Consider the following 26,174-nt stretch of genomic DNA (forward strand, 5'->3'; position numbering starts at 1 on the left):
AACTTATGATTAGTGCAGTAGTACTTGCTGGAGGAAAAGGCAGGAGGATGCATTCAGATATAAGCAAGCAATTTATTTTACTTGATGATAAGCCGATTTTATTTTATACAATTAAAAAATTTATTGATTCTGGAATTATTGATAAAATAGTAGTTGTAGCGGCTAAAGATGAATTAGAATTCTGCAAAAAAGAGGTTATAGAAAAATATAATCTTGATGTTTATAAAGTTATATGCGGAGGAAAAGAGAGACAGGATTCTGTATATAATGCACTTTTAGAACTTAAAAATACGGATACTGATATTGTTCTTATCCATGATGGAGCACGTCCTTTTGTTTCAGAAAGAATAATAGAAAATGCTGCAGCGTATGCAAAAAAGTATAAATGTGCAGCACCAGGAGTAATGCCAAAAGATACAATAAAATTAATAGACAATTCAAATTTTTCTGTTTCAACTTTTGATAGAAATAGCCTTGTGGCAGTACAGACTCCGCAGGCATTTGATTATAATCTTATATTAAAATGTCATACAGAAGTAAATAAAAGAGGAATAAATGTTACAGATGATACTATGGTAGCTGAAATATTTAACAATGATGTTTATATTTTTAAAGGTGATTATAAGAATATAAAGATAACAACAGATGAAGATCTTATACTTGCTAAGTATTTTATAGGACATAGTGATACTGTTGACATAAAGGATAAAAGAAGTTTATAATATGCTATATGTACTAAAATTTTATATGAAAGTACAATGAAAAAGAATAGTAGAGGTCGATTTAAGAGAAGAAATCCATGGTTGAAAGATTTCTACAGACTTTGAACCAGCTTTTGAGTAATAGGGAAAAACTATCGGTTTAATACCGTTATCATTATATAGAGTATAAATTTAGGTGGTACCGCGGTAAAAGCCGCCCTAATAGAAATATTAGGGTGGCTTTTATTAACATATGAAATAATAAAGAATAAATATTATAATTGCAGGAGGCATAAAATAATGAAAATGTCAAAAATGTTAGTATCAACTTTGAGAGAAGTTCCAGCTGAAGCTGAAATTGACAGTCATAAGTTGATGCTCAGAGCAGGTCTTATGAGGAAAATGGCTGCAGGAGTATATAACTATCTTCCTCTAGGTCTTAAAGTATTAAAAAATGTTGAAAATATAATCAGAGAAGAAATGAATAATGCAGGAGCACAAGAATTTTTAGCATCAGCTCTTATTCCATCTGAACTTTGGAAGGAATCAGGCAGATGGGGTGCATACGGTCCAGAAATGTTTAGAGTTACAGACAGAGGAGAAAGAGAATTTTGTCTTGGACCTACTCATGAAGAAGTTTTTACTGACATAGCAAGAAATGAAATAAAATCATATAAACAGCTTCCAGTAAATCTTTATCAGATACAGACTAAATATAGAGATGAAAGAAGACCAAGATTTGGAGTTATGCGTTCAAGAGAATTTATAATGAAAGATGCGTATAGCTTTGATAAGGATACAAATGGATTAGATGAAACATATAATAAAATGCATGATGCATATGTTAAAATATTTAATAAATGTGGACTTGATGCAAAATGTGTTGCTGCTGATTCTGGTGCAATTGGTGGAAATAATTCAGCTGAATTTATGGTAAAATCTGAAGTTGGAGAAGATGATGTTGTATTCTGTACAAAATGTAATTATGCAGCGAACATAGAAAAAGCAGAAGCAAAACCTGAAAAGCAGGGAAAAGAAGAATTAAAAGAATTACATAAAATAGAAACACCTAATACAAAGACAATAGAAGAATTAGTGAAATTCTTTAAAACATCTGAAAAGAAATTTGCAAAGACAATGATATATAATGCAGATGGAAAAATAGTTGCTGTCATGGTAAGAGGCGACAGAGATGTAAATGAAGTAAAGGTTCAAAATGCAGTCGGAAGTGTTGTTGACATGGGATTAGCTTCGAAAGAAGAAGTAAAAGAAGCAACTAATGCAGTAACAGGATTTGCAGGACCGATCGGATTAAAAGCTGATATGCTTTTAGTTGATGAAGAGGTAGCTAATATGTACAATTTCATAGTTGGAGCAAATGAAACAGGATATCATTATGAAAATGTTAACTATGAAAGAGATTTTAAAGGAACTGTCGGTGATTTCAGAAATGTATGTGAAGGAGAAGTTTGTCCTTGTTGCAAAGAAAAAGTAACAATAGCAAAAGGAACAGAAGTTGGTCATATATTTAAATTAGGAACTAAATATTCTGAAACAATGAATGCAAACTTTATCGATGAAAATGGAAAAGAAAAGCCATTTATTATGGGATGTTATGGAATAGGTGTTACAAGAACATTAGCTTCAATAATAGAACAACATCATGATGAAAATGGAATAGTTTGGCCATTATCTGTTGCTCCATATCATGTATCTGTTATACCAGTTAATATAAAGAAACAGGAACAGATGGATATAGCTGAAAAATTATATAAAGAACTTGAAGATCTTCATATAGAAGTACTTTTAGATGATAGAAATGAAAGAGCAGGAGTTAAATTTAAAGATTCTGAACTCATGGGTGTTCCAATGAGAATAACTGTCGGAAAGAAAATTACAGATGGTGAAGTAGAATTTAAGTTAAGAAACGGAGAAATGGAAACAATAAAAATTGAGGATGCTATAGAAAGAGTAAAACAAGAATTTAGCGAAAATAATATAGCACTTTAAGAACCTTAAGAATAAAAAATATAACTTAGGGAGGGTTTAAATATGAAAGTTTATAATAGTCTTACGAGAAAAAAAGAAGAATTTGTTCCTATTGTACCAGGAGAAGTAAAGATGTATGTCTGTGGACCTACAGTTTATGATTATTTTCATATAGGAAATGCGAGAACATTTATTGTTTTTGATACAATAAGAAAATATTTTGAATACAGAGGATATAAAGTCAAATTTGTTCAGAATTTTACTGATATTGATGATAAAATGATAAATAGAGCTAATAAAGAATCAATAACAGTAAGAGAACTAGGCGATAGATTTATAAAAGAATATTATAAAGATGCAGATGCTCTTAATATTGAAAGAGCAACAGTTAATCCAAGAGCTACTGAGTATATTAATGAAATAATTAAATTTGTTGAAAAATTAATAGAAAAGGGATATGCATATGAAGTTGATGGTGATGTATATTACAGTACAAAATCATTTAAACAGTATGGTAGACTTTGTGGTCAGAATTTAGATGATCTTCAAGCTGGAGCAAGAATTAGAGTCGATGAGAGAAAGAAAGATCCAATGGATTTTGCTGTATGGAAAGCGCAAAAAGAAGGAGAACCTGGATGGAAGAGCCCATGGGGAATGGGAAGACCAGGATGGCATATTGAATGTTCATGTATGGCAAAAAAAGAACTTGGAGATACAATTGATATTCATGCAGGTGGTATGGATTTAAAATTCCCACATCATGAAAATGAAATAGCACAGAGTGAAGCTGTGACAGGAAAGAAATTTGCAAATTATTGGCTACATTCTGCATTTGTAAATATAAATAATGTGAAAATGTCAAAATCATTAAATAATTTCTTTACAGCAAGAGAGATACTTGAAAAGTATGATGTTGATTGCGTAAGATTCTTAATGCTTTCAGGTCATTATAGAACTCAGATTAATTTTACAGGAGAACTTTTAGATTCTGCAAAATCTTCAATTGAACGTTTATACAATTGTATAAATAATCTTGAAAATCTTATGAGCGAAGTAAAGATTGAGGATATGACTGAAGATGAGAAGAAATATCTTGAATCATTGAACGGATATAGAGAAAAGTATATTGAAAAAATGGATGATGATTTTAATACAGCAGATGCTATTTCTGTTATGTTTGACCTTGTTAAGGACATAAATAATAATATAAATTCAGAGTCATCTAAAAATATATGCATCGAGGCAGAAAAATTATTAAGAGAGCTTGGAAAACCACTAGGACTTCTTGAAAAACAGGAAGATAAGACTATAGAATCTGAAATAGAAGAGCTTATAGAAAAGAGAGAACAGGCAAGAAAGAATAAAGACTTTGCTCTTTCTGATAAAATAAGAGATGAGTTAAAAGCACGAAATATTGTTCTTGAAGACACAAAACAAGGAGTCAGATGGAAAAAAATCAATTAATAAAAAAAGGGGCTGCGTAGGTTCGCGGCCCTTATTTAAAAGGAGATTCAAATGTTAAGTGATTTAAGAATTAAAGAATTTGAAGAGGCAGAACTTAGAAGTTTAAATTCTCTTCAGCTTGCATTAATAGGCGATGGCGTATTTGAGGTATATATAAGAAATTATATATTCACAAAAAATACTGAACTTTCAGCTAATAAGATACATGTTAAAGCTATAAAATATGTAAAAGCTAAAAGCCAGGCAATAATAATACACGAATTAGAAGAATTTCTTACACCTGAAGAGGATAGGGTATATAAAAGAGGAAGAAATGCAAAATCGCCTACAGTACCTAAAAATGCAGATGTAAGAGATTATAGAATGGCAACAGGATTTGAAGCACTTCTAGGATATCTTTATTTGTCTGGCAATAAAGAAAGACTAGAGTTTGTATTAAATAAAAGTACAGAAATAATAAAAGAGTAGAGGAGAATTTTTATGCAAGATAAATTTAATAATAGAAAAAATCCAGTAAAAGATAACAAACAGGATAAATTTAATAATAGAAAAAATCCAGTGAAGGATAATAAATATGAAGAGAGAGAAGATATAATAATAGGTAGAAATGCTGTAATAGAAGCATTAAAAAGCAAAAAAACTATTGAAACATTATATATTTCAAATACAAAACTTGAAGGTTCAATTAATAAAATTATAGGTTTGGCAAAAGAAAAGAAAATAGTTATAAAAGAAGTTGATAGAAGAAAACTTGATATGATGTGCGGTGGAGAAGTTCATCAAGGAGTAATTGCTAAGATAACTCCATTTAAATATTCAGAAGTAAAAGATATATTGGATTATGCTAAAAAAAGAAATGAAGATCCATTTGTAATAGTTCTTGATGAAATTGAAGATCCACATAATTTAGGTTCAATAATAAGAACAGCAGAACTTGCTGGAGTTCATGGAATAATAATTCCTAAAAGAAGAAGTGCATCAGTTACATCAACTGTATATAAAACATCAGCTGGAGCTGTACAATATGTTAAAGTTGCAAAAGTTGCAAACCTTAATAATGCAATTGAAGAGCTTAAGGATAATGGAGTATGGATATACGGTGCTGATATGAATGGTGAAGAATTCAGCTATCAAAATGATTTTTCAGGAGCATGTGCATTAGTTATAGGAAATGAAGGAAGAGGAATATCAAAACTTACAGCACAAAAATGTGATAAGCTTGTTAAAATTCCTATGGTTGGAAAAATAAATTCATTAAATGCTTCAGTAGCTGCTGGAATTTTAATGTATGAAGTTATGAAAGTTCGTTTAAAGTAGACAGGAGAGAGCATTATGAAAACTATTTTTGTTGATGGATATAATGTTGTAAATAGCTGGCCTAATCTTAACTATAGAAAGAATTTCAGTTTTGAAGCTGCAAGACAGATGCTTATTGATCTTCTTCATAATTATGCAGTATATAAATCATGCAAAATAATATTAGTTTTTGATGCACATAAAGTTCCTGGAAGTATAGAAAAAAAAGAAGAAATGAATAAAAATGTATCTATCGTTTTTACAAAAGATGGGGAAACTGCAGATAGCTATATAGAAAAGCATGTAAATTTAGCAGGAAGACGTTGCGATATAACAGTTGTCTCATCAGATAATCTTGTCCAGCAAACTACATTTCAAAGAGGCGCTGTTAGAATGTCTTCAATTGAATTCTATAATGAAATAACTTCAATGGAAAAAAGTATAAGAAAGAATACGGAAAAAAATACATTAAATAAGAAGAATCCAATAATGGACAATATACCAAATAATATATTAGAAAAATTAGAAAAAATAAGAAGAAGCTAGTATAATTATTGACTTCAATAATTTTTTAAGAGTATAATTTATTATAAATGGGATTACCAGTTAAAGAAAGTTGAGATTTATAGTGAAGGATTTTTTAGAGTTTAATGGCAAAAAAGATGAAGAGATAGTATTAGAAGCTAAAAATAGTAATAAAAGGGCACAGGAATATTTAATATCAAAGTATGATGGCTTTATAAAAATTAAAGCAAAATCATACTTTTTAATAGGTGCTGATAAAGAAGATATATATCAAGAGGGAATGATAGGTCTTTATAAAGCTATAAGAGATTTTAATAGTGAAAAAGCAACATCATTTAAGTCTTTTGCAGAGATATGCATTATGAGACAGATACTTACAGCAATAAAAACTGCGACACGCCAGAAACATATTCCTTTAAATACATATGTTTCATTAAACAAACCAATGTTTGAAGACGAGTCTGATAGAACACTGCTTGATGTAATATCAGGATTAAGGATAACTGATCCAGAAGAGTTATTAATAAGTAAAGAACAGATGGATTATATAAAAGAAAAAATAAAAAAGGAACTTTCGGGACTCGAACTTGAAGTTGTAAATTTGTATCTTGACGGTAAATCATATCAGGAAATTGCAAAAAAATTACAAAGAGAACCAAAATCGATAGATAATGCTCTTCAGAGAGTTAAGAGAAAGCTTGAAAAATGCTTTAAAAATCAATAATTTTGGTTGACAAATAAATTAATTAATAGTAAACTTTATAATTGGTATATCAAGAAATTAGCAAGGACTGTGCGCTCATATAGCTCAGTCGGTAGAGCGTCGCCTTGGTAAGGCGGAGGTCGTCGGTTCAATCCCGATTATGAGCTCCACATAAAGATAAAACGCTAGGCAAAGTTTATTACAAATAGTGAGGAGGAAATTTAAAATGGCAAAAGCAAAATATGAAAGAACAAAACCCCATGTTAACATTGGAACAATAGGACACGTAGATCACGGTAAGACAACATTAACAGCAGCTATTACAACAGTATTAGCAAATAAGGGATATGCAGAAGCATTTGATTATGCAGCAATCGATAAGGCACCAGAAGAAAAAGAAAGAGGAATCACAATCAATACAGCACACGTTGAGTATGAAACAGATAATAGACATTACGCTCACGTAGACTGCCCAGGACATGCTGATTATGTAAAGAACATGATTACAGGAGCAGCACAGATGGATGGAGCAATCTTAGTTGTATCAGCAGCAGATGGTCCGATGCCACAGACAAGAGAACATATCTTATTAGCATCAAGAGTTGGAGTTGACTACATCGTAGTATTCTTAAACAAAGCTGATATGGTAGACGATCCAGAATTAATCGAATTAGTTGAAATGGAAGTAAGAGAATTATTAAATGAATATAACTTCCCAGGAGACGATATTCCAATAATCGTAGGATCAGCATTAAAAGCATTAGAAAACCCAACAGATCCAGAAGCAACAAAATGCATAATGGAATTAATGGATGCAGTAGATAGCTATATTCCAACTCCACAGAGAGCAACAGATAAGCCATTCATCATGCCAGTAGAAGATGTAATGACAATCACAGGAAGAGGAACAGTAGCAACAGGAAGAGTTGAAGCTGGAGAAATCAAAGTAGGAAACGAAGTAGAAATCGTTGGATTAAGCCCAGATAAGAAGAAGACAGTAATAACAGGACTTGAAATGTTCAGAAAGACATTAGACGAAGCAGAAGCTGGAGATAATATCGGAGCATTATTAAGAGGAATCCAGAGAGATGAAATTGAAAGAGGTCAGGTATTAGCTGCACCAGGATCAGTACATCCACATACAAAATTTGTAGGTCAGGTATATGTACTTAAGAAAGAAGAAGGCGGAAGACATACACCATTCTTCGATGGATATAGACCACAATTCTATTTCAGAACAACAGATGTTACAGGATCAATTAAATTACCAGACGGAATGGAAATGGTAATGCCAGGAGATCACATCGATATGAAGGTTGAATTAATCACACCAGTAGCAATGGATGAAGGATTAAGATTTGCCATCAGAGAAGGTGGAAGAACAGTAGGATCTGGAGTTGTTACTAAGATAGAAGAATAATTCTTAGATAGTATAAAAAAGGACTGAGCAAATACTGCTTAGTCCTAATTCAAGATTATTTGACAATTTGCATATTATATGCTAATGTGTAAAAGTGTCATTTAAGATTTATGATACAAATAGTACAAGAAAAATAAGAGGCAAGGCCTTTTGTTAATAATAGAATATATAAACTGGAGGTGCAGTGATGAGAACTAAAGTAACTTTAGCATGCACAGAGTGTAAACAGAGAAATTACGATACAATGAAAAATAAAAAGAATAACCCAGATAGAATCGAAATGAAAAAATATTGTAAGTTCTGTAAAAAGCACACTCTTCATAGAGAAACAAAATAGTTTCTGTTAAGGAAAGACATATACTTGAATTATAAGGATGTGAAGATATGTCAGTAAAAAGCAATATACAACCTGAGAAGGCATCTAAAAAAAACATGTTATTCGATTTTTTTAGAGGGGTTAAATCAGAATTAAAAATAATAATTTGGCCTTCAAAAGATGAGACAAAAAAAGCATTTATTGCAGTTTTAGTATTCTCACTAATATTTATAATATTAGTAGGAGGGTTCGATTTTGTTTTCAAACACCTCTTTCAACTATTATTGAAATTAAAATAAAGGAGGTCCAGGCAAAACAGTTTGCCTAACAAAACATGAGTGATGTAGCAAAATGGTATGTAGTTCATACATACTCTGGATATGAAAATAAGGTTAAAGCGAATCTTGAAAAAGCAATTGAGAATAGAAATCTTGAATCACTAATTTTTGACGTTCAAGTGCCAATGGAAGAAGTAGTGGAAGAAAAAGATGGGAAACAGAAAGTCTCATTAAAAAAGAAGTTCCCCGGTTATGTACTTATAAAGATGATAATGGGAGACGAAGCATGGTATGTAGTTAGAAATACACGTGGAGTAACAGGCTTTGTAGGGCCAGGATCAAAACCAGTTCCTCTTTCAGAGGAAGAAGTTGAATCAATGGGAGTTTTAGAAGCTCCAGTAGATATTGATCTTGAAGTAGGCGAAAGCATAAGAATTACTTCTGGTCCACTAAAGGATTCAGTGGCTACAATTCAAGAAATAATTAACGAAAAAAGAAAAATAAAGGCACTAGTTGAAATGTTTGGCAGAGAGACTCTTGCCGAATTAGATTTTAATCAAGTTGAAAAATTAGTTTAATTAACTAATTTTAATTAAGTGGGAGAACTAAAAAATGTTCGCTATACCACATAAATAGGAGGAATAACAAATGGCTAAGAAAGTAACTGGAATGATTAAGCTTCAACTTCAAGCTGGTAAAGCAACACCAGCACCACCAGTAGGTCCAGCTTTAGGTCAACATGGTGTAAATATTATGGGATTCTGTAAGGAGTTTAATGCAAAAACTGCAGATAAGGCTGGATTAATAATACCAGTAGTAATCACAGTTTATCAAGATAGATCTTTTAGCTTTATATTAAAGACTCCACCAGCAGCAGTTCTAATTAAGAAAGAATTAGGATTAAAGAGTGGTTCAGGAGTACCTAATAAGACAAAAGTAGGTAAGCTTAACAAGGATCAGCTTAAAAAGATTGCAGAAATGAAGATGCCAGACTTAAATGCTGCTAATGTTGAATCAGCTATGTCAATGGTTGCAGGAACAGCAAGAAGTATGGGAATAACTATTGAAGAGTAATTTCGAAAAATAAGTGGGAGGTCAAAACCGCTAAAACCACAGAGGAGGCAGAAAAAATGGGAAAAAAATATATTGAAAGTGTTAAACTTATAGATAGAAATACATTATATACTCCAGCAGAAGCTTTAGAATTAGTTGAAAAGACTGCTAAAGCAAACTTTGATGAAACAGTTGAATTACATGTAAGATTAGGAGTAGATCCTAGACATGCAGATCAGCAGGTTAGAGGAGCAATAGTTCTTCCAAACGGAACTGGTAAGAAAGTAAGAGTATTAGTATTTGCTAAAGGCGCAAAAGCTGACGAAGCTACAGCAGCTGGAGCAGACTTTGTAGGTGGAGAAGAATTAGTTCATAAGATTCAGAGCGAAAACTGGTTCGATTATGATGTTGTAGTTGCAACACCAGATATGATGGGAGTAGTTGGTAGAATAGGTAGAATCTTAGGACCTAAGGGCTTAATGCCAAACCCTAAGTCTGGAACAGTTACATTTGATGTAACAAAAGCAATTGAAGAGATTAAAGCTGGTAAGGTTGAATATAGAGTTGATAAAACAGCTATTATTCATTGCCCAATCGGAAAGAAATCTTTTGGAACAGACAAATTAAAACAGAACTTTAATGTATTAATGGATGCTATCGTAAAAGCTAAACCAGCATCAGCAAAGGGACAGTATTTAAAATCAGTTTCAGTTTCTAGTACAATGGGACCTGGAGCTAAAGTTAATCCATCAAAAGTTTTAGACTAGAGTTGACAAAATTAATAATTTCTTATATAATTATTAATGTTTTGAAAAGAAAATATGTTTTCCGTAGACGGCGGGTGCAAATGCATAAAGGATACTTACCTGCTTAGGAGATTTTATGATGTGATTTTATAGATCTTCTCTGTTTACGGGAAGATCTTTTTTAATAAAATGAGCAGTTTAAAACTGTGAGGAGGTGGATTAAGAAATGAACAAAAATAGAGAATTCAAAGAAGCAAAGGTAGCTGAAATTAAGGAAAAGCTAGAAAAGGCAACATCCGTAGTTGTTTCTAAGTATCAGGGCTTAACAGTTGAAGAAGATACTTCTTTAAGAAAACAGTTAAGAGAAGCTGGAATTGAATATAAAGTATATAAAAATTCTTTAGTATCTTTAGCAGCTAAACAACTTGGAATCGAAGGATTAGGCGAATGTCTACAAGGACCAATCTCAATTGCATTTGGTTATGAAGATGTTACAGCTGCTCCAAGAGTTTTAAATACTTTTGCAGCTGACCATAAGAAGCTTGAATTACAGGCTGGCTTAATCAACGGTAAAATGTATGATGCTGAAGAGATCAAGTATCTTGCTACAATACCACCAAGAGACGTTCTTATTGCAAAGTTCCTTGGAAGTATCAAAGCCCCAGTATCAAAATTTGCATGCGTTGTTAATGCAATAAAAGAAAAGAAAGAAAATGAAGCAGAATAATATAAAAAAAATTTGGAGGTGCTATTAAAATGACAAAGGAAGATATAATACAAGCAATTAAAGAAATGAGCGTTTTAGACTTAAATGAATTAGTAAAGGCTTGCGAAGAAGAATTCGGAGTAAGCGCAGCTGCACCAGTAGCTGCAGGAGCTGCTACAGGAGCTGCTGCAGGAGCTGCAGAAAAGAGTGAATTCGATGTAGTATTAACTGCAGCCGGAGCTAACAAGATTAAGGTTATCAAAGCAGTAAGAGAAATCACTGGATTAGGATTAAAGGATGCCAAAGATATGGTAGACGGAGCTCCTAAGACATTAAAAGAAGGCGTAGAAAAAGCTGCTGCTGAAGAAATGAAGACTAAATTAGAAGAAGTTGGAGCTTCAGTAGAACTTAAATAGTTTCTAAAACATAATAGGAAAAAAGGTGCTTTATGCACCTTTTTTGCTCTATAAAAAATTATTTAATAAAAATCAAATATAAAGCTATATAAAATGTTTATTTTAAATAAATTTTGAGTAAATATTTTATATAGCGTTTATACATAATAATTAAAAACATATGTTGACATAAAAAAAAACATATGTTATCATAATATAATGTATTATTCATCATGGATAATTATGATTAGATGTTATTGGCAAAAATAAGAATAAAATGGTGGATAATGGGTAAAATATATTATATTAAGACGTTGCCTGAAAGCTAAAGTCCTTAGGGAAGTTACGCTTTTGGTTATTTTATTTTTTAAGGGGTGAAAATTCATGGTACATCCTGTCCAAGTTGGGAAAAGAACAAGAATGAGTTTTGGTAAGGTCCCAGATGTTACCAAAATGCCAAATCTAATTGAAGTTCAGTTAGATTCGTATAATTGGTTTTTAAGAGAAGGGTTAAATGAAGTTTTCGACGACATTAATCCTATTACTAATTTTACTGGAAACTTAGTGTTAGAATTTGTAGATTTTAATCTTGATAAAGATAATATTAAGTATTCTGTAGAAGAATGCAAAGAAAGAGATACTACTTATGCAGCACCTTTAAAAGTGTCAGTAAGACTGCAGAATAATGAAACTGGTGAAATTAAAGAGCAAGAAGTCTTTATGGGAGATTTTCCATTAATGACAGAGCAAGGTACATTTATTATAAATGGAGCAGAAAGAGTTATAGTAAGTCAGCTTGTAAGATCACCAGGTGTTTATTACAGCCGTTCTTTTGATAAGAGTGGAAAGAAGTTATATGCATCAACAGTTATACCAAACAGAGGTGCATGGCTTGAATATGAAACTGATTCTAATGATATTATCTATGTAAGAATAGATAAAACAAGAAAATTACCAATTTCGATACTTGCAAGAGCATTAGAATTTGGATCAGATCAGGAACTTATAGATTACTTTGGTGAAGATGAAAGATTAGTTGCTACTATTGAAAAAGATAATACAAAGACTAAGGAAGAAGCACTTTTAGAAATTTATAAGAGGTTAAGACCAGGTGAGCCTCCAACAGTAGATAGTGCTGTATCTTTAATAGATTCATTATTTTTTGATGCTAAGAGATATGATTTATCAAGAGTTGGAAGATACAAGTTTAATAAGAAACTTGCTTTAAGTTTAAGAATTGCTAATCAGATAGCTGCAACAGATGTTGTTAATTCTTCAACTGGAGAAATAATGGTATCTAAAGGTGAAAAAATATCTAAAGAAGTTGCAGATGATATTCAAAATGCAGGAATTTCATTTGTAGATGTATTAATAGATGAAAAAGTAGTAAGAGTAATTGGTAATAATTTTGTCGATATTAAGAAACAACTATCATTTGACGTATCAGATCTTGGAATAAAAGAAATGGTACATTATCCAACATTAAAGAATATATTAGATAATTTTTCTGATGAAGAGAGCATAAGAGCTGAAATAAAGAAAAATGTATCAAAGCTTGTTCCAAAACATATTCTTAAAGACGATATTTTCGCCACAATAAGTTATGAATTAGGATTAGCTCATGGTATCGGTAATGTTGATGATATAGATCATTTAGGCAATAGAAGAGTAAGATCAGTAGGCGAATTACTTCAAAATCAGTTCAGAATTGGACTCTCAAGAATGGAAAGAGTAGTTAAAGAAAGAATGACTATTCAAGACCAGGAAGCAATTACCCCACAAATGCTTATTAACATAAGACCGGTTGCAGCAGCTATAAAAGAATTTTTTGGAAGTTCACAGCTTTCACAATTCATGGATCAGATAAATCCGTTATCAGAACTTACACATAAGAGAAGATTATCAGCTTTAGGACCAGGAGGACTTTCAAGAGAAAGAGCCGGTTTTGAAGTAAGAGATGTTCACCATTCACATTATGGAAGAATGTGTCCTATAGAAACACCAGAAGGACCAAATATAGGACTTATAAACTCACTTGCAACATTTGCACGTGTTAATGAGTATGGATTTATAGAAACACCATATCAGATTGTAGATAAAGAAAAAGGTAGAATTACCGATGAAATAAGATACTTTACTGCAGATGAAGAAGATAGATGTTTAATAGCACAGGCTAAAGAGCCAGTTGATGAAAACGGATATTTCATAGATAAGAAGATAGCAGTAAGATATCTTGAAGATGTTTTATTTGTATCTCCAAATCAAGTTGATTTAGTGGATGTATCAGCAAGACAGATAGTGTCTGTTGCCACAGCAATGATTCCATTCCTTGAAAATGATGATGCATCAAGAGCACTTATGGGTTCTAACATGCAGCGTCAGGCGGTTCCATTATTGAAGACTCAGGCTCCAATAGTTGGTACAGGAATAGAATATAAAGCAGCATACGACTTAGGAGTACTTCCTAAAGCACGTCATGCAGGAGTTGTTGAATATGTTTCTGCTAATGAAATTAGAATAAGAAGAGACTCTGATAAAGGACTTGATGTATATAAACTTCTTAAATTTAAGAGAAGTAACCAAGGTACATGTATTAATCAGAGACCAATCGTTGATAAAGGTGAGATTGTTTTTGAAAACCAGATTATTGCGGATGGACCTTCTACAGATTTAGGAGAAATATCATTAGGAAAGAATATAAGAATGGGATTCATCACATGGGAAGGCTATAATTACGAAGATGCCATGCTTATATCTGAAGAATTAGTTCGAGAAGATGTATTTACTTCTATACATATTGAAGAATATGAATGTGAAGCAAGAGATACTAAGCTTGGACCTGAAGAGATAACAAGAGATATTCCTAATGTAAGTGATGATACTTTAAAAGATATAGATGATAGAGGTATTATAAGAATAGGAGCTGAAGTAAGATCAGGAGATATTCTTGTTGGAAAAGTAACTCCAAAAGGAGAAACTGAACTTACAGCAGAAGAAAGACTTCTTAGAGCAATTTTCGGAGAAAAAGCAAGAGAAGTTAGAGATACTTCATTAAGAGTTCCACACGGAGAAGCTGGTATTATAGTAGACATTAAGGTATTTACAAGAGAAAATGGAGACGAATTAAATCCAGGAGTAAATGAACTTGTAAGATGCTATATAGCTCAGAAGAGAAAGATATCAGTTGGAGATAAAATGTCTGGACGTCATGGTAATAAGGGTGTTGTTTCAAGAGTATTACCAGAAGAAGATATGCCATTTTTACCAGATGGAAGACCACTTCAGATATGCTTAAATCCATTAGGAGTACCTTCACGTATGAATATAGGTCAGGTACTTGAAGTACATTTAGGATGGGCAGCTAGCCATTTAGGTTGGCATATTGCTACACCAGTATTTGATGGTGCAACAGAAAATGAAATTAGAGACTGTTTACTTAAAGCAGGATTTAATGCAAATGGTAAGACAATACTTTATGATGGAAGAACAGGAGAACCATTTGACAGTCCTGTAACAGTTGGAATAATGTACATCTTAAAACTTGCGCATTTAGTTGATGATAAGATTCATGCTAGATCAACAGGACCTTATTCATTAGTTACACAGCAGCCATTAGGTGGTAAAGCTCAATTCGGTGGACAGAGATTCGGAGAAATGGAAGTATGGGCACTTGAAGCATACGGTGCAGCTCATACATTACAAGAAATATTAACTGTTAAATCCGATGATGTTGTTGGAAGAGTTAAAACATATGAGGCCATTGTTAAAGGCGAAAATATTCCTGAACCAGGAGTTCCAGAATCATTTAAGGTACTTATTAAAGAACTTCAAGCATTATGCTTAGATGTCAAGGTATTAAATGAAAATCATGAAGAAGTTAAATTAAAAGAATGTCTTGATGATGAGGTTGAAGATTTAGATGTTAATATCGAAGGAACTGAAGAAGGAAAGAATACAGAACATAACGAATCTGCGTCAGAAAAAGATGGTTATACTGAACATGATCAAGAAAAAAATGATGAAGAAGATAATAATATAAAAATTGATGAGAATGTGGAATTGGATGATATAAATCCATTAGATTTAAATGATTTTAATGATGAACACTAATTTTGAAGGGAGGATTTACCCTTGTTTGAATTAAATAATTTTGATGCCATGCAAATTGGTTTAGCATCTCCAGAGCAAATCAGAGAGTGGTCAAGGGGAGAAGTAAAGAAGCCAGAAACTATAAATTATAGAACATTAAAGCCAGAAAGGGACGGACTTTTTTGCGAAAGAATTTTTGGACCTATTAAAGACTGGGAATGTCATTGCGGAAAATATAAGAGGATAAGATACAAAGGAATAGTTTGTGACAGATGTGGTGTTGAAGTCACAAAAGCAAAAGTAAGAAGAGAGAGAATGGGGCACATTGAACTTGCTGCTCCAGTCTCACATATATGGTATTTCAAAGGAATTCCATCAAGAATGGGATTAATGCTTGATGTATCACCAAGAGCACTTGAAAAAGTATTATATTTTGCATCTTATATAGTAACTGATCCCAAAGAGACACCATTATTAAAGAAACAGCTTTTAAGCGAAAAAGAATATAGAGAATCTGTTGATAAATTTGGTGAAGACAGTTTTGAAGCTAGAATGGGTGCAGAAGCCATAAAAGACTTATTATCAGAAATAGATCTTGATAGTACTGCAGAAGAATTAAAAACTGAATTAAAACAGAGTACAGGACAAAAGAAAGTTAGAGTTATAAGAAGACTTGAAGTTGTAGAATCATTTAGACAATCAGGAAACAAACCTGAATGGATGATTATATCAGTCATTCCAGTAATACCTCCAGATTTAAGACCTATGGTACAACTAGATGGAGGAAGATTTGCTACATCTGATTTAAATGATTTATATAGAAGAGTTATAAACAGAAATAATAGACTTAAAAAACTTTTGGATTTAGGTGCACCAGATATCATAGTAAGAAACGAAAAGAGAATGCTTCAAGAAGCAGTTGATGCACTTATTGATAATGGTAGAAGAGGAAGACCTGTAACAGGACCTGGAAATAGACCATTAAAATCACTATCTGATATGTTAAAAGGAAAACAAGGAAGATTCAGACAGAACTTACTTGGAAAAAGAGTTGACTATTCTGGAAGATCAGTTATAGTTGTTGGACCAGAACTTAAGATGTATCAGTGTGGATTACCAAAAGAAATGGCATTAGAGTTATTTAAACCTTTTGTTATGAAAAAATTAGTAAAAGACGGAATTGCACACAATATAAAGAGCGCAAAGAGAATGGTTGAAAGAGTTCAATCACAGGTTTGGGACGTTCTTGAAGATGTAATTCAGGATCATCCTGTTTTATTAAACCGTGCACCGACTCTTCATAGATTAGGAATTCAGGCATTCCAGCCAGTATTAGTTGAAGGAAGAGCAATAAAGCTTCATCCTCTTGCATGTACAGCATATAATGCCGATTTCGATGGTGACCAGATGGCCGTCCATTTACCATTATCTGTAGAAGCACAGGCAGAATCAAGATTTTTAATGCTTGCAGCAGGTAATATATTAAAACCATCAGATGGTAAACCAGTATGTGTTCCTACACAGGATATGGTACTTGGTTCATACTATTTAACAATCGATAAAGATAAGGTTAAAGGAGAAGGAAAATATTTCTCAAGTAAAGATGAAGCTGTAATGGCATATCAACTTAATGAAATAGATATTCATGCTCTCGTTAATGTTAAACTCTTTAAAGAATTTGATGGAAAAGTTGAATCAAGAATAATAAAGACAACAGTAGGAAAACTTATTTACAACGAATCAATTCCTCAAGACTTAGGATTTGTAGATAGAAGTAAAGATGAAAATAAATTTGATCTTGAAATAGATTTCTTAGTAACTAAGAAGACATTAGGAAATATAATAGATAAATGTTATACAAAACATGGTCCTATTAATACATCAATTATGCTTGATCATATTAAAGCTTTAGGATATCATTATTCAACTATAGGTGCGGTAACAGTATCTGCAGCTGATATGATAGTACCAAAAGAAAAGTATACTTTATTAAAACAAGCAGAAGACACTGTTGAAAAAATAGAAAAGATGTATAAAAGAGGATTCATATCAGACGATGAAAGATATGAAAGAGTAATTGAAAAATGGACCAAGACAACAGAAGATGTTGCGAATGCATTGATGGACAGTCTTGACAGATTCAACCCAATTTATATGATGGCAGATTCAGGAGCCAGAGGTTCTAAATCTCAGATTAAGCAGTTAGCAGGTATGAGAGGACTTATGGCCAGCCCATCAGGTAAGATAGTTGAGTTACCAATCAAGGCATCATTTAAAGAAGGATTATCAATGCTTGAATATTTCATATCAACTCATGGAGCTAGAAAAGGTAATGCCGATACAGCTTTAAAGACAGCCGATTCAGGATATCTTACAAGAAGACTTGTTGATGTATCTCAGGATGTTATCGTAAGAGAAGAAGACTGTGGTACTGATGAAGGAATGTATGTAAGTGAAATAAAAGAAGGTAATGAAGTAATTGAAAGCCTTAAAGAAAGACTTACAGGAAGATATTCAGCAGAAGATATAACTAATCCAGAAACTGGAGAAGTAGTTGTTAAAAAAGATGAGTATATGAATCCTGCATTAGCAGAAAAAGCAGTAGAAACAGGACGTAAAAAGATAAAGATAAGATCTGTATTTACATGTAAATGTAAAGTAGGGGTTTGTGCTAAATGTTACGGAATGAATATGGCTACTGCAAAGAAGATTGATATTGGAGAAGCAGTAGGAATTATTGCAGCTCAGTCAATCGGAGAACCAGGTACACAGCTTACAATGAGAACATTCCATACAGGAGGAGTTGCAGGTTCAGATATCACTCAAGGTCTTCCTAGAGTTGAAGAATTATTTGAAGCTAGAAAACCAAAAGGTCTTGCAATAGTAAGTGAAATAGCTGGAACAATTAGAATTGAAGAAACTAAAAAGAAGAGAACTGTTGTAGTTGTTGGAGCAGATGGAGAAGAATCATCATACGATATACCATTTGGATCAAGACTTAAGGTTTCAGATGGAGACAGTATTGAAGCTGGAGACGAAATTACTGAAGGATCAGTAAACCCACATGATATCATGGATATCAAGGGAATTGAAGGCGCTAGAAGATATCTTTTATCAGAAGTTCAGAAAGTTTATAGATTACAAGGTGTTGATATAAATGATAAGCATCTTGAAGTTGTAATAAGACAGATGACAAGAAAGATTAAAGTAATAGAAGCTGGAGACACAGATTTATTACCAGGAACAATGATTGATGTATTTGATTTTGAATCTGAAAACGAAAGAGTAAGAGGATTTGGAGGAGAAGAAGCTAAAGGAGAAAAGACACTTTTAGGAATTACAAAAGCGGCTCTTGCTACAGACAGCTTCCTATCAGCAGCATCATTCCAGGAAACTACAAGAGTATTAACTGAAGCAGCTATTAAAGGAAAGATTGATCCATTATTAGGATTAAAAGAAAATGTAATAATAGGTAAATTAATCCCAGCTGGAACAGGAATGATGAAATATAGAAACTTAAAAGTTTCTCCAAAAGAAGATGAAAATCAGTCTGAAGAGGAAATTGTTAAAGAAGAGGATAAATAGTCTTAATTAGTTGACAGTTCAATATTAAAATGATAAAATACAGTTTGTGTGATTATCTTTAGATAGTCATACAGACTGTTCTTAATGTTTAAGATACAGGATTTTCATTAACAATTGTATTATTAATGAAAAAATGTAAAGAATACTAATTATATAGATATTTAGTATTAAATTATTTAATTTCTATATGTTTATCTTAATAAATAGATAAATAAATTTTGGGAGGTGAAAAAATGCCAACTATAAGCCAATTAGTAAGAAAAGGCAGAAAAACAACAATGTATAAATCAACTGCACCAGCACTTAAAGAGTGTCCACAGAAAAGAGGAGTATGTACAGTAGTTAAAACAACAACTCCTAAAAAACCGAACTCAGCTTTAAGAAAAATTGCCAGAGTAAGATTAACTAACGGATATGAAGTTACTTCATATATCGGAGGGGTAGGACATAACTTACAGGAACATAGTGTTGTACTTATCAGAGGAGGAAGAGTTAAAGATCTTCCCGGTGTAAGATACCACATAGTAAGAGGTACATTAGACTGTGCTGGAGTTGCTGACAGAATGCAAGCAAGATCAAAGTACGGTGCTAAGAAACCAAAACAGAAATAGTTTTGATTAAATAGTGCTAGTCTTAACATAGATTGTAGATTATTTTAGTTTATTATAGATGTAGAAGATTCGCACTTTACGGTAGAAATACTACCGAGTACCAATGAACTTAAATTAAAATTGTTAAGGAGGGAAGAAAAGTGCCAAGAAAAGGACATATCGCAAAAAGAGACGTATTACCAGATCCAGTTTATAATTCAAAGGTTGTAACTAAGTTTATAAACGGAATAATGTTAGATGGGAAAAAAGGTGTAGCTCAAAAAATATGCTATGATGCATTTAGTGTTATAGCAGAGAAATCTGGAAAAGAAGCTTTAGAAGTATTTGAAGAAGCTATGAACAACGTAATGCCATTACTAGAAGTAAAAGCTAGAAGAATAGGTGGTGCTACTTACCAGGTTCCAATAGAAGTTAGACCTGAAAGAAGACAGACATTAGGTATCAGATGGATGCTTATGGCAGCTAGAAAAAGAGGAGAAAAGCTTATGAGTCAGAGAGTAGCTGGTGAATTACTAGATGCTTCTAACAACACAGGCGCAGCTGTTAAAAAGAGAGAAGATACTCATAAGATGGCAGAAGCTAATAAGGCATTTGCTCATTACAGATATTAATATTTACCAAAACTGTTTTGCATGATCAAAACAGTTTTGTCAAATTTTAAATGATTTAAAATAACCCGTTGAGAGGAGGAATAAAATTGGCAAAAAGACAATTCCCGTTAGAAAAGTTCCGTAATATAGGAATAATGGCGCATATAGATGCAGGAAAAACTACAACAACAGAACGTATTCTATTTTATACAGGAAGAACCCACAAAATAGGTGAAACACATGATGGTGAATCTCAAATGGACTGGATGGTTCAGGAACAAGAAAGAGGTATAACTATCACATCAGCAGCAACTTTCTGTAAGTGGAATGGATATGCTATTAATATAATAGACACACCAGGACACGTAGATTTTACAGTTGAAGTTGAAAGATCATTAAGATGTCTTGATGGTGCTGTTACTGTATTAGATGCAAAAAGTGGTGTTGAACCTCAGACTGAGACAGTATGGAGACAGGCAAATACCTATGGAGTACCAATAGTTGTTTATGTAAACAAAATGGATGCTACAGGTGCTGACTTCTTTAATTGTATTCAAACTGTACATGATAGATTAAAAGCAAATGCAGTAGCTATACAGATTCCAATAGGTAAAGAAGATGTATTCAAAGGAATGGTTGACTTAGTTACAATGCAAGCAATCATCCATAATAACGATTTAGGAACAGAAATAATTAAAGGCGAAATTCCAGCTGACTTAAAAGATAAGGCAGAAGAATATAGAGGAAAGATGCTTGAAGCTATTGCTGAAACTGATGAAGACTTCATGATGAAATATCTTGAAGGTGAAGAAATTTCAGTTGATGAAATAAAGAAATGCATAAGAAAAGCAACAATCGCTAATGAAATGGTTCCAGTAATATGCGGTTCATCATATAAAAACAAAGGTGTTCAGGAAATGATAGATGCAGTAGTCGATTATTTACCATCACCAGTTGATATTCCACCAGTAAAAGGAACAGACATTGACGATCCAGAAAAGACTCTTGAAAGACCAGCAGATGATGATGCACCAATGTCAGCATTAGCATTTAAGATCGCTACAGATCCATTTGTAGGTAGATTATCATTTACAAGAGTTTACTCAGGAGTTATGGAAAGCGGTACTTATGTACTTAATTCAACAAAGGGTAAAAAAGAAAGAGTCGGAAGACTTGTTAAGATGCATGCAAATCATAGAGAAGAAGTTACTGAATTAAGAGCTGGAGATTTAGGCGCAGTAGTTGGATTAAAGAATACAACAACTGGAGATACTTTATGTTGCGAAGATGAACCAATCATCTTAGAGAACATGGAATTCCCAGATCCAGTTATTAATGAAGCAATTGAACCAAACACAAAAGCTGACCAGGAAAAGATGGGCATAGCTTTATCTAAACTTGCAGAAGAAGATCCAACATTTAAGACTTGGACTGATGAAGAAACAGGTCAGACAATCATCGCAGGAATGGGAGAACTTCACTTAGACGTTCTTGTTGATAGATTAAAGAGAGAATTCAAGGTTGAATGTAACGTTGGAGCTCCACAAGTTGCTTATAAAGAAACAATTAAGAAGGAAGTTAACCACGTACAAGGTAAGTTTGTTAGACAGTCAGGTGGTAGAGGTCAATATGGAGACTGTGTTATCGACTTAATCCCATGCGAAGGTGAATATACATTCGAAAATGCTATCGTAGGAGGAGCTATTCCTAAGGAATATATCCCATCTGTTGACGCAGGTATTAAAGAAGCAGCACAGAATGGTATAATTGCAGGATATCCTACAATCAACTTCAAAGCTAAGTTAGTTGACGGTTCTTATCATGATGTCGATTCATCAGAAATGGCATTTAAGATTGCTGGATCAATGGCATTTAAGAATGCTATGGCAAAAGCACATCCAGTTATATTAGAACCAACAATGAAAGTTGAAGTAACAGTACCAGAAGAATATATGGGAGATGTTATTGGAGACCTTAACTCAAGAAGAGGAAGAATTGAAGGAATGGAATTAAGAAATGGTGCTGAAATAATCAGATCATTTGTTCCATTATCTGAAATGTTTGGATATGCAACAGCATTAAGATCTAGAACTCAAGGAAGAGGAAACCACATCATGACATTTGATCATTATGAAGAAGTACCAAAGAGTATTCAAGAAACTATTGCTGGTAAGAAAGAAAAATAATATAATTAAATAAATATCTTTTATTGAGGAGGAAATTTAAAATGGCAAAAGCAAAATATGAAAGAACAAAACCCCATGTTAACATTGGAACAATAGGACACGTAGATCACGGTAAGACAACATTAACAGCAGCTATTACAACAGTATTAGCAAATAAGGGATATGCAGAAGCATTTGATTATGCAGCAATCGATAAGGCACCAGAAGAAAAAGAAAGAGGAATCACAATCAATACAGCACACGTTGAGTATGAAACAGACAATAGACATTATGCTCACGTAGACTGCCCAGGACATGCTGATTATGTAAAGAACATGATTACAGGAGCAGCACAGATGGATGGAGCAATCTTAGTTGTATCAGCAGCAGACGGTCCAATGCCACAGACAAGAGAACATATCTTATTAGCATCAAGAGTTGGAGTTGACTATATCGTAGTATTCTTAAATAAGGCAGATATGGTAGATGATCCAGAATTAATCGAATTAGTTGAAATGGAAGTAAGAGAATTATTAAATGAATATAACTTCCCAGGAGACGACATTCCAATAATCGTAGGATCAGCATTAAAAGCATTAGAAAACCCAACAGATCCAGAAGCAACAAAATGCATAATGGAATTAATGGATGCAGTAGATAGCTATATTCCAACTCCACAGAGAGCAACAGATAAGCCATTCATCATGCCAGTAGAAGATGTAATGACAATCACAGGAAGAGGAACAGTAGCAACAGGAAGAGTTGAAGCTGGAGAAATCAAAGTAGGAAACGAAGTAGAAATCGTTGGATTAAGCCCAGATAAGAAGAAGACAGTAATTACAGGACTTGAAATGTTCAGAAAGACATTAGACGAAGCAGAAGCAGGAGATAATATCGGAGCATTATTAAGAGGAATCCAGAGAGACGAAATCGAAAGAGGTCAGGTATTAGCTGCACCAGGATCAGTACATCCACATACAAAATTTGTAGGTCAGGTATATGTACTTAAGAAAGAAGAAGGCGGAAGACATACACCATTCTTCGATGGATATAGACCACAGTTCTACTTCAGAACAACAGACGTTACAGGAACAATTAAATTACCAGACGGAATGGAAATGGTAATGCCAGGAGACCACATCGACATGAAGGTTGACTTAATCACACCAGTAGCAATGGATGAAGGATTAAGATTTGCCATCAGAGAAGGTGGAAGAACAGTAGGATCTGGAGTTGTTACTAAGATAGAAGAATAATTCTTAGATAATATACATGTAGGATGAATGTCAAATTCATCCTACTTTTTTTGTAAAACAAAAAAAGTGTAGAGAATAAAATAAAAATGAAAAAAAACTTGAAAATAATATAGGAACATAGTATAATAAAGAAGTTGCATAGCATACAGCGTTGAATCAAGAGGTTGCCGGGCTTCCGGGTAATTTTTGAGGAGTAAATAGAATCTAGAATTCTATGACAGGATTGTGTAGCTGAGAGTTTTTTTAAGAAACACCTGGAACAGTTTACAATAAGATCGCTGTTGTGCGTTAGAAGTAAAACGTACATGAAAAGGAGGGAAACTGAAATGTCAAAACAAAAAATAAGAATCAGATTAAAAGCATTTGATCATACAATATTAGATCAATCAGCTGAAAAGATTGTTGAAACTGCAAAAACTTCAGGAGCTAAGGTAGTAGGACCAGTTCCATTACCAACTGAAAAAGATGTAGTTACAATATTAAGAGCGGTACACAAGTACAAAGACTCTAGAGAACAATTTGAAATCAGAACTCACAAGAGATTAGTAGATATAGTTAATCCATCACCAAAGACTGTTGATGCATTAATGAGATTAAATCTACCAGCTGGAGTAGACATAGAAATCAAATTATAATTATTATAAAATAACGGCTATTTATGATTGCATTGCAGTCCGCTAAGTAGTTTGGAGGTGCAGAAAATGAAAAAAGCTATATTAGGAAAGAAAGTCGGAATGACTCAGATCTTTGACGAAAAAGGTAAAGTTGTTCCTGTAACAGTAGTAGAAGCAGGTCCATGTGTTGTTGTTCAGAAGAAAACAGTTGAAAAAGATGGATACAATGCTATTCAGGTTGGATTTGAAGAAATAAGAGAAAAATTAGTTAATAATCCTAAAAAAGGTCATTTTGCAAAAGCAAGAGCTTCTGTTAGAAGAACTTTAAAAGAATTAAGATTAGAAGACGTAAGTGCTTATAATTTAAATGATGAAATTAAAGCTGACGTATTTGAAGCTGGAGATAAGATTGATGTATCTGCAGTATCAAAAGGAAAGGGATTCCAAGGAGCTATTAAGAGATGGGGACACCAGAGAGGACCTATGACTCATGGTTCTAAGTTTAAGAGAGCACCAGGATCACAGGGTGCATGTTCTGATCCATCTAGAACATTCAAGAACATGAAGATGCCAGGACAAATGGGATCAAAGAACACAACTGTTCTTAACTTAGAAGTAGTTAAGGTAATAGCTGAAAAGAACTTAATTTTAATTAAAGGCGGTATTCCAGGAGCAAACAGAAGTACTGTAGTAATTAGAAATACAGTTAGAGCTTAAATTTATTTAGGAAGGAGGAAATGAAATGCCTAAAGTTGCAGTATATAACAAAGAAGGAAGCAAAGTTGCAGATATGGATTTAAACGAAAATGTATTTGCAGCAGAAATAAATGAATATGCATTACACCAAGTTGTAGTTGCATTATTAGCAAATAAGAGACAGGGAACTCAGTCAACTAAAACTAGATCTGAAGTCAGAGGAGGCGGAATTAAGCCTTGGAGACAAAAGGGTACTGGTAGAGCAAGACAAGGATCTATAAGATCACCACAGTGGATCAAAGGAGGAATTGTTTTCGCACCAAAGCCTAGAGATTATAGAGTATCAGTTCCAAAGAGTATGAGAAAGGTTGCTATGAAATCAGCATTATCAAGCAAGGTTAATGACAATGATTTATTAGTACTTGAATCATTAGAATATGATGCACCAAAAACTAAAAGTATGGTAGCATTATTAAATGCTTTAGAAGCTAAGAAAGCATTAATTGTTACAGCAGAATCAAATGAAGCTGTTTACAAATCAGCAAGAAACATCGAAGGAGTTAATGTAATTCCTGCTAACAACATCAACGTATATGATATTTTAAAATATGAAAAATTAATCATTACTAAAGATGCTGTATCAAAAATTGAGGAGGTGTACGCATAATGAAGTTAACAAGCCATGATATTATAAGAAAGCCAGTTATCACAGAAAAGACTATGGCAACTATGGCAGACAAGAAGTACACTTTTACAGTTCATGTTGATGCAAACAAATCACAAATAAAGAAAGCTGTAGAAGAAGTTTTTGGTGTTAAGGTACAAGACGTTAAAACAATAAATTGTATCGGAAAAACAAAAAGAGTAGGCGTACATGTAGGAAAGAGAGCAGACTACAAGAAAGCTATAGTTAAACTTACTGAAGATAGTAAGACAATTGAATTCTTTGACGGAATGCAATAATTAATACAGCCAT

The 26,174-nt window shown here is 33.0% G+C and carries 25 protein-coding genes, 1 tRNA gene and 1 other annotated feature; all 26 genes read left to right on the forward strand.

Going from position 1 to position 26,174, the window contains the following annotated elements:
• Window positions 1-5: 5 nt before the first annotated feature.
• The 26 genes from ispD (at window position 6) to rplW (ending at window position 26,161) form a co-directional block, all read left to right on the forward strand.
• The gene (gene ispD, locus MTX53_RS00990) at window positions 6-722 is read left to right on the forward strand and encodes a 2-C-methyl-D-erythritol 4-phosphate cytidylyltransferase (protein WP_244834331.1); all 717 of its coding nucleotides are present in this window, start codon (window positions 6-8) and stop codon (window positions 720-722) included.
• A 279-nt stretch (window positions 723-1,001) separates the two neighbouring features.
• Entirely contained in the window at window positions 1,002-2,711 is a 1,710-nt protein-coding gene (locus MTX53_RS00995) for a proline--tRNA ligase (protein ID WP_244834332.1), read from the forward strand.
• A 42-nt stretch (window positions 2,712-2,753) separates the two neighbouring features.
• Entirely contained in the window at window positions 2,754-4,154 is a 1,401-nt protein-coding gene (cysS, locus tag MTX53_RS01000; protein WP_244834333.1) for a cysteine--tRNA ligase, read from the forward strand.
• Between the two features lie 51 nt (window positions 4,155-4,205).
• The gene (locus MTX53_RS01005) at window positions 4,206-4,622 is read left to right on the forward strand and encodes a ribonuclease III domain-containing protein (RefSeq protein ID WP_244834334.1); all 417 of its coding nucleotides are present in this window, start codon (window positions 4,206-4,208) and stop codon (window positions 4,620-4,622) included.
• A gap of 12 nt (window positions 4,623-4,634) precedes the next feature.
• A complete protein-coding gene (gene rlmB, locus MTX53_RS01010; protein WP_244834335.1) occupies window positions 4,635-5,471 on the forward strand; it encodes a 23S rRNA (guanosine(2251)-2'-O)-methyltransferase RlmB in 837 nt (278 codons plus the stop codon).
• A gap of 15 nt (window positions 5,472-5,486) precedes the next feature.
• Complete coding sequence (locus tag MTX53_RS01015; RefSeq protein ID WP_244834336.1) at window positions 5,487-5,996, forward strand: NYN domain-containing protein; 510 nt, start codon at window positions 5,487-5,489, stop codon at window positions 5,994-5,996.
• A gap of 82 nt (window positions 5,997-6,078) precedes the next feature.
• Window positions 6,079-6,699, forward strand: coding sequence for an RNA polymerase sporulation sigma factor SigH (gene sigH, locus MTX53_RS01020; protein ID WP_244834337.1), 621 nt, complete (start codon window positions 6,079-6,081; stop codon window positions 6,697-6,699).
• Between the two features lie 73 nt (window positions 6,700-6,772).
• Window positions 6,773-6,848: transfer RNA gene (locus MTX53_RS01025), tRNA-Thr, on the forward strand.
• A 56-nt stretch (window positions 6,849-6,904) separates the two neighbouring features.
• A complete protein-coding gene (tuf, locus tag MTX53_RS01030) occupies window positions 6,905-8,098 on the forward strand; it encodes an elongation factor Tu (RefSeq protein WP_244834338.1) in 1,194 nt (397 codons plus the stop codon).
• Between the two features lie 187 nt (window positions 8,099-8,285).
• Window positions 8,286-8,435, forward strand: coding sequence for a 50S ribosomal protein L33 (rpmG, locus tag MTX53_RS01035; protein ID WP_244834339.1), 150 nt, complete (start codon window positions 8,286-8,288; stop codon window positions 8,433-8,435).
• Window positions 8,436-8,482: 47 nt separating this feature from the next.
• Complete coding sequence (gene secE, locus MTX53_RS01040; RefSeq protein ID WP_244834340.1) at window positions 8,483-8,713, forward strand: preprotein translocase subunit SecE; 231 nt, start codon at window positions 8,483-8,485, stop codon at window positions 8,711-8,713.
• 35 nt (window positions 8,714-8,748) lie between these two features.
• Entirely contained in the window at window positions 8,749-9,270 is a 522-nt protein-coding gene (gene nusG / locus MTX53_RS01045; RefSeq protein ID WP_244834341.1) for a transcription termination/antitermination protein NusG, read from the forward strand.
• A 70-nt stretch (window positions 9,271-9,340) separates the two neighbouring features.
• Entirely contained in the window at window positions 9,341-9,766 is a 426-nt protein-coding gene (gene rplK / locus MTX53_RS01050) for a 50S ribosomal protein L11 (protein ID WP_244834342.1), read from the forward strand.
• Between the two features lie 56 nt (window positions 9,767-9,822).
• Entirely contained in the window at window positions 9,823-10,512 is a 690-nt protein-coding gene (gene rplA, locus MTX53_RS01055; protein WP_244834343.1) for a 50S ribosomal protein L1, read from the forward strand.
• A 43-nt stretch (window positions 10,513-10,555) separates the two neighbouring features.
• Window positions 10,556-10,684 (forward strand) — a sequence feature (ribosomal protein L10 leader region).
• A gap of 33 nt (window positions 10,685-10,717) precedes the next feature.
• Entirely contained in the window at window positions 10,718-11,218 is a 501-nt protein-coding gene (rplJ, locus tag MTX53_RS01060) for a 50S ribosomal protein L10 (RefSeq protein WP_244834344.1), read from the forward strand.
• Between the two features lie 29 nt (window positions 11,219-11,247).
• Complete coding sequence (gene rplL, locus MTX53_RS01065) at window positions 11,248-11,613, forward strand: 50S ribosomal protein L7/L12 (protein ID WP_244834345.1); 366 nt, start codon at window positions 11,248-11,250, stop codon at window positions 11,611-11,613.
• Between the two features lie 363 nt (window positions 11,614-11,976).
• Window positions 11,977-15,702 (forward strand): DNA-directed RNA polymerase subunit beta, encoded by a 3,726-nt coding sequence (gene rpoB, locus MTX53_RS01070; RefSeq protein WP_244834346.1) that lies wholly within the window; start codon window positions 11,977-11,979, stop codon window positions 15,700-15,702.
• A gap of 21 nt (window positions 15,703-15,723) precedes the next feature.
• Window positions 15,724-19,266: a DNA-directed RNA polymerase subunit beta' gene (gene rpoC, locus MTX53_RS01075; protein ID WP_244834347.1), complete on the forward strand. Its 3,543-nt coding sequence runs from the start codon at window positions 15,724-15,726 to the stop codon at window positions 19,264-19,266.
• A 233-nt stretch (window positions 19,267-19,499) separates the two neighbouring features.
• Window positions 19,500-19,877, forward strand: a complete 378-nt coding sequence (rpsL, locus tag MTX53_RS01080; protein WP_244834348.1) for a 30S ribosomal protein S12 — start codon at window positions 19,500-19,502, stop codon at window positions 19,875-19,877.
• A gap of 140 nt (window positions 19,878-20,017) precedes the next feature.
• Window positions 20,018-20,488, forward strand: a complete 471-nt coding sequence (rpsG, locus tag MTX53_RS01085) for a 30S ribosomal protein S7 (protein WP_244834349.1) — start codon at window positions 20,018-20,020, stop codon at window positions 20,486-20,488.
• Between the two features lie 134 nt (window positions 20,489-20,622).
• Complete coding sequence (gene fusA, locus MTX53_RS01090) at window positions 20,623-22,653, forward strand: elongation factor G (RefSeq protein WP_244835436.1); 2,031 nt, start codon at window positions 20,623-20,625, stop codon at window positions 22,651-22,653.
• Between the two features lie 41 nt (window positions 22,654-22,694).
• Entirely contained in the window at window positions 22,695-23,888 is a 1,194-nt protein-coding gene (gene tuf, locus MTX53_RS01095; protein ID WP_244834350.1) for an elongation factor Tu, read from the forward strand.
• A gap of 326 nt (window positions 23,889-24,214) precedes the next feature.
• The gene (gene rpsJ, locus MTX53_RS01100) at window positions 24,215-24,523 is read left to right on the forward strand and encodes a 30S ribosomal protein S10 (protein ID WP_244834351.1); all 309 of its coding nucleotides are present in this window, start codon (window positions 24,215-24,217) and stop codon (window positions 24,521-24,523) included.
• A 66-nt stretch (window positions 24,524-24,589) separates the two neighbouring features.
• A complete protein-coding gene (gene rplC / locus MTX53_RS01105; RefSeq protein ID WP_244834352.1) occupies window positions 24,590-25,219 on the forward strand; it encodes a 50S ribosomal protein L3 in 630 nt (209 codons plus the stop codon).
• Window positions 25,220-25,244: 25 nt separating this feature from the next.
• Window positions 25,245-25,865 (forward strand): 50S ribosomal protein L4, encoded by a 621-nt coding sequence (gene rplD, locus MTX53_RS01110; RefSeq protein ID WP_244834353.1) that lies wholly within the window; start codon window positions 25,245-25,247, stop codon window positions 25,863-25,865.
• On the forward strand, window positions 25,865-26,161 hold the full coding sequence (gene rplW / locus MTX53_RS01115; RefSeq protein ID WP_244834354.1) for a 50S ribosomal protein L23: 297 nt from the start codon (window positions 25,865-25,867) through the stop codon (window positions 26,159-26,161). The genes rplD and rplW overlap by 1 nt, the downstream gene beginning before the upstream one ends.
• The last annotated feature ends 13 nt before the right edge of the window (window positions 26,162-26,174 follow it).

The organism is Clostridium sp. BJN0001, from assembly GCF_022869825.1.
GTDB lineage: Bacteria > Bacillota > Clostridia > Clostridiales > Clostridiaceae > Clostridium.